General features: G+C 66.5%; 9 protein-coding genes. 2 read left to right on the forward strand and 7 right to left on the reverse strand.

Annotation, left to right across the window (positions count from 1 at the left end; genetic code table 11):
- Positions 1 to 53: 53 nt before the first annotated feature.
- From DOO78_RS16305 to DOO78_RS16335, 7 genes are all read right to left on the reverse strand, one after another.
- Positions 54 to 2,216: a type I restriction-modification system subunit M gene (locus tag DOO78_RS16305; protein ID WP_207802935.1), complete on the reverse strand. Its 2,163-nt coding sequence runs from the start codon at positions 2,214 to 2,216 to the stop codon at positions 54 to 56.
- A gap of 55 nt (positions 2,217 to 2,271) precedes the next feature.
- Complete coding sequence (locus DOO78_RS16310) at positions 2,272 to 2,691, reverse strand: hypothetical protein (RefSeq protein ID WP_207802936.1); 420 nt, start codon at positions 2,689 to 2,691, stop codon at positions 2,272 to 2,274.
- A complete protein-coding gene (locus DOO78_RS16315; RefSeq protein ID WP_207802937.1) occupies positions 2,688 to 4,040 on the reverse strand; it encodes a recombinase family protein in 1,353 nt (450 codons plus the stop codon). The genes DOO78_RS16310 and DOO78_RS16315 overlap by 4 nt, the downstream gene beginning before the upstream one ends.
- Complete coding sequence (locus DOO78_RS16320; RefSeq protein WP_456309565.1) at positions 4,037 to 4,468, reverse strand: DUF2924 domain-containing protein; 432 nt, start codon at positions 4,466 to 4,468, stop codon at positions 4,037 to 4,039. The genes DOO78_RS16315 and DOO78_RS16320 overlap by 4 nt, the downstream gene beginning before the upstream one ends.
- 312 nt (positions 4,469 to 4,780) lie before the next feature.
- Positions 4,781 to 5,476 (reverse strand): hypothetical protein, encoded by a 696-nt coding sequence (locus DOO78_RS16325; protein WP_111470927.1) that lies wholly within the window; start codon positions 5,474 to 5,476, stop codon positions 4,781 to 4,783.
- Complete coding sequence (locus tag DOO78_RS16330; protein WP_111470928.1) at positions 5,473 to 5,754, reverse strand: helix-turn-helix domain-containing protein; 282 nt, start codon at positions 5,752 to 5,754, stop codon at positions 5,473 to 5,475. Before DOO78_RS16330 ends, DOO78_RS16325 begins: the two co-directional genes overlap by 4 nt.
- Positions 5,751 to 6,485 (reverse strand): ImmA/IrrE family metallo-endopeptidase, encoded by a 735-nt coding sequence (locus tag DOO78_RS16335; RefSeq protein ID WP_165838932.1) that lies wholly within the window; start codon positions 6,483 to 6,485, stop codon positions 5,751 to 5,753. Before DOO78_RS16335 ends, DOO78_RS16330 begins: the two co-directional genes overlap by 4 nt.
- A 297-nt stretch (positions 6,486 to 6,782) precedes the next feature.
- On the opposite strand from DOO78_RS16335, the gene DOO78_RS16340 reads away from it, so the two are divergent.
- Positions 6,783 to 7,358, forward strand: a complete 576-nt coding sequence (locus DOO78_RS16340; protein ID WP_111470930.1) for a sigma factor — start codon at positions 6,783 to 6,785, stop codon at positions 7,356 to 7,358.
- Between the two features lie 33 nt (positions 7,359 to 7,391).
- Positions 7,392 to 7,595 carry a hypothetical protein gene (locus DOO78_RS16345; protein ID WP_111470931.1) on the forward strand — a complete coding sequence of 68 codons (204 nt, stop codon included), beginning with the start codon at positions 7,392 to 7,394 and terminating at the stop codon, positions 7,593 to 7,595.
- The last annotated feature ends 85 nt before the right edge of the window (positions 7,596 to 7,680 follow it).

The following is a 7,680-nucleotide window of genomic DNA, read 5'->3' on the forward strand; positions in this document are numbered from 1 at the left end:
GCAAGGCCGCTGTCACGATACTCGGGATAGGGTGGTAGCCTCGCCCCCATGGCTCAGGCCGCGCTCACAACCTGGCGCAGCAGGTCCGCGGCTTCCCGCTCCAGCGCCAGGATGTCTCGCTCGATCGCAGCCAAATCGCGCAACGGCTTCGGGTGGTGGAAGTGGCGCGTGAAGGAGATCTCGTAGCCGATCTCCGTCCGGTCCTCGTCCACCCAGGCATCCTCCGCGTGCGGCAGCACCTCGCGCCGGATGAAGGCCTCGATGCCGCCCTCCTCCAGGAAGGGCACCTGCTCCGTGTCGCGCAGTTCGGGGTCGGGCTCATACTCCACCACGACCGTGCGGCCACCCAGCTTCTGCTGGTAGCGGCCGTGCAGCGCTTCCTGCTCTGGCTGGGTGCCGGGCTTGGGCTTCGACTGCTTGCGAATGACCGGCGCCGCCTTCGGGTCGCGCCGCCCGAGCACGGCCAGCAGCAGCTTTTCCCGCTTGGTGGTCAGGGATTCATCCCTCGCGGCGGCCGCCGTGCGGATCGCCGCCAGCACGGCGTTGATGTCCAGGTGGGGACCGGCGCCGAGCGTCGGCGCCACTGCCTCAACGAGGTCAGCGAGCACCTCGTCCTTCGCCGCCACCGCGGCGCGACGCAGACTGCGCAGCGAGGCATCATCAAGCCGCGCGGCCAGCCGGAGCGGACGCTCCACAACGACCTTCCAATAGCCGAAGGACGCGTTCGGCAGCACCTTGGTGCGCACGCGCCGCGTCTCACCCGCTGCTGCCGGCTCCGGCAGATTGGCCTGGCTCAGAAAGACGTCCGAGACCTCTCGGATGTCGTCCGGCCCCATCTCGCAATTCTTCTTCCCGAGGTTGCGGCGTAGCGGGCGGGAGCAAGCCGTCGCGTCGATCAGCTGCACCAAGCCTCGTCGCTCATCGGCCTTGCGGTTGCTCAGCACCCAGACGTAGGTCGCGATGCCCGTGTTGTAGAAGATGCCCTCCGGCAGAGCGACGATGGCTTCCAGCCAGTCATTCTCGATCACCCAGCGGCGGATGTTGCTCTCGCCGGATCCTGCATCACCCGTGAACAGCGATGAGCCGTTGTGCACCTCGGCGATTCGGCTGCCGAGCGGCGTGTTGCGCTTCATCTTCGCCAGCTTGTTGGCCAGGAACATCAGCTGCCCGTCCGAGGAGCGCGTGACGAGGCTGAATTCAGCGTCGCCGCCATGCTGGATGACGAAGCGCGGGTCCTTCAGATCCTTCTTGCCGCCCATCCGCTCGAGGTCGGTCTTCCAGCTTTTGCCGTAGGGCGGGTTGGACAGCATGAAGTCGAATTCGAGCGAGGGGAACGCATCGGAAGATAGCGTGGAGCCGTGCTGGATGCGCTCCGCCTCGGCACCTTCGCCCTTCAGCAGCAGGTCGGCCTTGCTGATAGCGTAGGTCTCGGCGTTCACCTCCTGGCCGAAGAGATGCGTGCTGATCTCCTTGCCATGATCTGCAGCGAGCTTGGTCAGGGCCTCTTCCGCGACCGTCAGCATGCCGCCCGTTCCGCATGCGGCGTCATAGATGAGATAGGTGCCGGACTCGATGCGCTCCGCGACGGGGAGGAAGATGAGGTTCGCCATCAGCTCGATGACGTCGCGCGGCGTGAAGTGCTCGCCGGCCTCCTCATTATTGTCCTCGTTGAAGCGGCGAATCAGCTCCTCGAAGATTGTCCCCATGCTGTGGTTATCGAGACCAGGCACACGCACCCGGCCGTCCTCATCCTTCACCGGATAGGGGGACAGATTGACGGAGGGGTGGAGGAACTTGTCGATGAGGGGGCCGAGCGCATCGGCCTCGACCAGCGTGTCGATCTGGTTGCGAAATTTGAACTTGGTCAGGATGTCCTGGACGTTCGGGGAGAAGCCATCGAGGTAGGCTGTGAAGTCGGCCTTCAGCTGCTGCTGCCGCGTTTTCGCTGTGAGGTCGCGCAGCGTGAAGGGCGAGATGTTGTAGAAGGCTTCGCCGGCAACCTGCTTCAGCGGCTGGTCCTGATCCCGGACTCCGTTCTCGTCGAGAAACGCCTTGCGGGCGAGAACCGCTTCCTTCTTCGGTTCAAGTATCGCGTCAAGCCGGCGAATGACCGTCATCGGCAGGATGACGTCACGGTACTTTCCGCGGACATAAACGTCCCGGAGAACGTCGTCGGCGATTCCCCAAATAAAGTTCGAGATATTCAAACCGCTCAAGAATTCCCCCCCCCTTGCCGCAAGTCCCAGAGGGTGCCGCAGCCGATTCGGCACCTTAGCCTCTTGCCTTGGTCTCCCGCAACGAAGGCGACCTGCTTCCGGAGGCCAAGGCGCTGGCCTGCTCGTGCCAGGATGCCGGGAAGGGCCGAAGCAGAGTTGGCAGGCCGACGTCGCACCGGCCCTCCAGGATAGCCTCGACCAGCTCCGGCGCCAGCAGCGTCAGGCTGAGGAGCTTCCCTAGGAAGGACCGATCCATCTTCTCGGCCGCCGCCAACTCGGTCAGCGATCCGTGGTGGCCGTGGTCAAGCATGCGCTGGTAGCGATGCGCCCTGGCTATTGCCTTCACCAGGGCAGGGTCGGCGCGGGTGGGGGTCGAAGACGAAACCTGCGAATCGGGCATCACGACCGTCTTCCTGCCCGGCCGGTGTCGGATGGCCAGCGGCACCCGGACCGTGATGCTGGTCGCCGTGGTCATGCTGCCGACCTCAGCGCATCGGGCGCGATGGCGCCGAGGTCGCGGACGAGGCCGCCGAGCCCGTCCAGCCGGAGCCGAATATCGGCACCGGCCGGCCCGACCACCACCCGCTCCACCAGCGACCGCACAATCCGCGCCTGCTCCGCGGGGAACAGATGCTCCCAGAGCGGGTCGAGTCGGTGCAGCGCGTCCTGGGTCTCGCCCTCAGTCAGGTCCGGCGCCTCCTTGCGCGCCGCACGCCAGGTGCCAACCACGATCTCCGGCTGGCGCAGCAGCGCCCGGACCTGATCCACCACCGCCGCCTCGATCTCGGCGGCCGACACCCGACGGACGATGCTGTCGTCGCCGGCGGCATCGCCCTTCAGTACGCGCTGCGCCACGTAGTAGCGGTAGAGCCGGCCATTCTTCCGGGAATGGGTCGGCGACAGCGCCCGCCCATCCACCCCAAAGATCAGCCCCTTCAACAGCGCCGGCGTCTGCGCACGGTTCTGGTTGGCGCGGACCCGCGGGCTGATCTGGAGGACGGCATGCGCCCGATCCCAGAGCTCCCGCGGTACGATCCCCTGGTGCTCGCCGGGATAGACCTGCCCCTTATGCGCGGCCTCGCCAACATAGGTCCGGTTGTTCAGCAGCTTGTAGACATCGCCCTTGTCCAGCGGTCGGCCCACCTTGCTGGTGAGGCCCTCCTCCCGAAGGTGCTTCACGGTCTCCATGCCCGACCCCGTCTGGGCGAAAATCTCGAACACGCGGCGCACCCGCGGGGCCTCATCCTCATTCACGATCAGCTTGCGCGCCACCACGTCGTAGCCGAGCGGCACCTTGCCTCCCATCCACATGCCGCGGGCGCGGGAGGCCGCGAATTTGTCGCGGATCCGCTCGCCAATTACCTCTCTTTCGAATTGGGCAAAGCTCAGAAGGATGTTCAGCGTGAGCCGGCCCATGCTGGTGGTGGTATTGAAGCTCTGAGTGACGGAAACGAAGGTCACCCCATGCGCGTCCATCACCTCCACCAACTTGGCGAAATCCATCAGTGAGCGGCTGAGCCTATCGATCTTATAGACCACAATCACATCGACCAGGTCGGCCTGGATGTCACGCAGCAGGCGCTGCAACGCCGGCCGCTCCAGGGTCCCACCCGAAAAGCCACCATCGTCATAGCGATCGCGCACCAGCACCCAGCCCTCGGCGCGCTGGCTAGTGATGTACGCTTCGCAGGCGTCCCGCTGCGCGTCGAGGGTGTTGAATTCCTTCTCCAGCCCCTCGTCGGTCGATTTCCGCGTGTAGACCGCGCAGCGGAGTTTCTTCGTGGTGGCCGGCATGGCCGGCTCAATTCGGGCGCGGCGGCTCATGCGTCACCTCGCGCGCGCAGTCCGAAAAACGTCCAGCCGTTCCACCGCGTGCCGGTGATGTGGCGAGCGATGGCGGACAGGGACTGGTAGGGCCGCCCCTCGAATTCGAAGTCGTTGACGCGCACCGTGACCACGTGCTGCACGCCCTGCCATTCACGGAGCAGGCGCGTGCCGGCCAGCGGCCGGCTGTCGGCACGAATGCGGCGCAGGACGACGTTGCCGCCATCCAATTGCTCGCCGAGCGCCACCAGCCGGTCGACGGTCTCGGGCTTCAGCCCGCCATATGCGAGTTCCTGGATCCGATAGGCCAGGCGGCTCTGGATGTAGGCGCGGTTCCAGGGCGGCGGCTCCTTGCCGAACAACTCCCGCCATTGCTCCTTCAGCGTGGCGGTGGGCGCCGCCTGCAGCGCGGCGAGCCGCGGCAGCACCTGCGTCGGTGGAATCTTCGGGATTGTGGGCGCCGGCGCGGGCGCGGTGGATCGTCTGGTCATGCGAGTCCCTTCCTGTTGGGGTTCGCATGCAGGCGCTGCTTGGCGGTGGAGTGTAGGGGAACGTCTCCCACCCCCCGAGCTATCTCGGCATCGCGCGCTTCATCCTCGGCAGCGCGGCTGCGCAGCCGCACCAGCCCCCTAGCCAGGATGCCGCAGACCTCTCGGATGTGCGGCGGGAGGTGAGCATTCAGTCCCACGGGCGATGGCTTCATACTTAGCCCTACCCGCCGCGGCGGCGATCCGTCCCAATCAGGCGCGGCGGCGTTCCAACTGAGGCGCAATTCGCCGCCAGGGCTGGCTCAGCTTCTTCTTGATCGTGCTGGAATCGGGATGCTCGCCACGATCAGCAAACCACGTCTCCATGCGGCGAACGTATTCCGCCAGCGTGGCTGGCGGGCCGTCCTGGAACATGCTGACCAGTGCCTCAGCCCAGAAGGCATCCCAGTCATAGCGCGGTGCTGCGCCCCGCGCGGCCGGTGGCGGCGCCACGACAGCGGCTGTGCTGCTGGCCGTCGCCACACCCACCTCCTGCTCCGCCTCGAAGCGCAAACGCTCGGCATGCCGGACGACCAGCCGTTCGCGCGAAACCACGATCGTGCCCGCGTCATCGCCGCGCGCTTCAATACTGATGTAGCGACCTGGCTCTGCCTTGAAGCTGCTGATCGTCTCGGACCCGTTCATGAGGGTGGCCCAGGCCTGCGACTGGTGGAGATCTGCGGCGCCCGAGAGATAGCTGCGCTCGTCCGGGATGTGGCACCAGTCTCGATCATTCACGTCCTCGATGCTGCCCTTCTCGACAGCGAGGCCCGCGACGACGACGGACAGGGTGAGCTCATTGGCCGCGACGAAATTCGCCACGTCCAGTTCCGTCACGCCCCAGCGCTCACAGATCTCGGCCAGCCCATAGCAGGGCTTCCTCACAATTCGGCCGCCCACGACATTCATCCCTTCCCGACAAAGCGCAACCGCCGATACGCTTGCACAACCTTGGCCATATCCTTCCGCATGTCGGGCGGCAGTCGCTGCGCCTCGACGAACAGATCATCCATCCGCACGCCGAGAATGGCGGCGGCGCGCTCTATCAGCTCGTCGCGGGGCGGATTCTCCTGGTCACGCTCGATGCGCGACCAATAGGCCGCCGAGATTTCCAATCGCTCCGCGAAATCGTTCAACCCGATGCCGAGCGCAGTCCGTCGCTCGCGGATGACCGATCCAAAGCTCACCGTTGCTCTCCTTGAACCAGGCCGTAGCGGCTCAGCCGTACGGCGATAAAGCGCTCCGATACGCCAAAATCACCTGCCAGCGCGGCGACCACGCCCTCAATCAGCTCACGCGGATTGTCGCCGGCCAGGACGCGACAACCCTGCCGTCCCCGATGCGCCGCATGCACCGTGCGCAGCCGCTCGGACCGTGCGTGCACCAGCATGCGGAGGTGGAGCTGCACCGGGGGAGCCAGCAGCGCGCCCATGAACTCATTCGCCCGACGCTCGGAGGCCGCGGTGGTCCGATCGAGCAGCGCGCTCGGGCCGGTGGTCACCGCGCGGTAGCGCCGCGCCGGTTCGCCCAGCGCCACTGGCACGTCGAACACCACATGGCCCAGCTCATGCGCCGCTGTGCTGACTGCGAGATCCGGCCGACCGGCCACCATGCGCGCATTCACGGAGACCAACGCCGTGCCGGGCATATCGGGATCCGTCTCACAGACGCCGAGCACTGCCTCCCCGGAGCCATCATGCACGGGATGGTCGAGCTCCCAGGCGACCACGATGGCCCGACCGTTCGCCGACACTGTCCGCGTGGCGGCGACCAGAGCGGCGAGCGGGAGCGCGAATGCACCATGCTCCGTCATGGCCTGGCGGCGCACCTGCGCGGCGACGGCCCAGAGGGTCTGGGCCGACAACGGCCGAGGCGCGCCCGAGGCGGCGTGATGCGGGTACTCAACGGTGATGGACATGCCGGGATCATGACGAATTGCTGTGCGATTGGTCAACAGCATTGTTCCCCTCATGTTCGCCTATCCCCGATATCCACAGGCGACCGGCTGAGGGAGCAGTTCCCGCATGGGTGGGGCGGAAATCGCTGGGCCATCTATCTAATTTCGGACGAAATCGGCCATAAGTCGCTGAATTAGCAATGGGGAATAAATCCCAGGCACCTCCAATTCCCCATTCCGCCCCATTCCGCCTCTCCGCCCCGGCAGGTCGTGTGGTTGCTTCTGGACGTCATAGCCGTACTCCAGGAGCCACCGCGGATGCCCACCCAGCTTTCCCTCGCCGATCTCGATGTCGTTCACCCCCTCGCCGAGCGCTACGCGCGGCGCCTCTGCCGCACCCTCGGGCGGCCGAGCCATGAGCGGGAGGACATGGAGCAGGACATGCTGCTCGACCTCCTGGCGCGGTTGCCCGGCTTCGATCCGGCGCGCGGGACGTTGGCGGCCTTCGCCACGGTCTGCTTCCAGCACCGCGCATCCCGTCTTGCCACACGCCTTCGCCGCGAGAAGCGCGAACGGCACGAGGCGTCGCTGGATGACGCAGTGCCGGGCCAGGAGGAGGAGCTGACGCTCGCCGACATCATCCCCGAATCAGAGGGGTATTCGGCGTGGTGCGGCCAGCAGACCGACGCGGTGGCCGCGCTGGAGCGCCGCCTCGATCTGGATCGCGCCGGCGCCGTCCTGGACCAGCGCGACCACAGCATCTGCGCAGCCCTGACGCAGTGCACGCCGCACGAGCTCGGCCAGCAGGGTCCCCTGCCGCGGTCGGTCCTCTACCGCCGCATCAGGGAAATGCGCCTGCGGCTGCTCGCCGGTGGCATCGCCGCGGCGGCCTGAGACGCATCGGCGAGGGGCTGGGTAGGGCTAAGTATGGACACCAACATCACCGACATCCGCGCAGTGTCGAAGCCTCTCACCGAGGCGTCGCTCTGCACCTGGCTGGGCGCCGCGGCTCCCGGCGACAGCATCACCTATCACCGCGGCGCGCTCGCCCGGCAGGTCTGCCCGCAGTTGCAGTGCCTGCCCGAGCCGGAGCGCACCGCGCTGCAGCGCCTGGCTGTTGAATGCCAGTGAGAGCTGACCCGGGATTGCCATGAGGAATTGACCCGGGTTGTGGATGGAGGAGCGGGGTTTTCGGTCTGGTCAGGTGAGTTGTGGC

This window comes from Roseicella frigidaeris (assembly GCF_003258945.1).
In the GTDB taxonomy this organism is placed as follows: Bacteria; Pseudomonadota; Alphaproteobacteria; order Acetobacterales; family Acetobacteraceae; genus Paracraurococcus; species Paracraurococcus frigidaeris.

Excerpts from the sequence above, each read along its gene's own strand:
- DOO78_RS16315 (WP_207802937.1), bottom strand. The coding sequence starts at position 4,040 with ATGAGCCGCCGCGCCCGAATTGAGCCGGCCATGCCGGCCACCACGAAG.
- DOO78_RS16340 (WP_111470930.1), top strand. The coding sequence starts at position 6,783 with ATGCCCACCCAGCTTTCCCTCGCCGATCTCGATGTCGTTCACCCCCTC.
- DOO78_RS16345 (WP_111470931.1), top strand. The coding sequence starts at position 7,392 with ATGGACACCAACATCACCGACATCCGCGCAGTGTCGAAGCCTCTCACC.
- DOO78_RS16335 (WP_165838932.1), bottom strand. The coding sequence starts at position 6,485 with ATGTCCATCACCGTTGAGTACCCGCATCACGCCGCCTCGGGCGCGCCT.
- DOO78_RS16310 (WP_207802936.1), bottom strand. The coding sequence starts at position 2,691 with ATGACCACGGCGACCAGCATCACGGTCCGGGTGCCGCTGGCCATCCGA.
- DOO78_RS16325 (WP_111470927.1), bottom strand. The coding sequence starts at position 5,476 with ATGAATGTCGTGGGCGGCCGAATTGTGAGGAAGCCCTGCTATGGGCTG.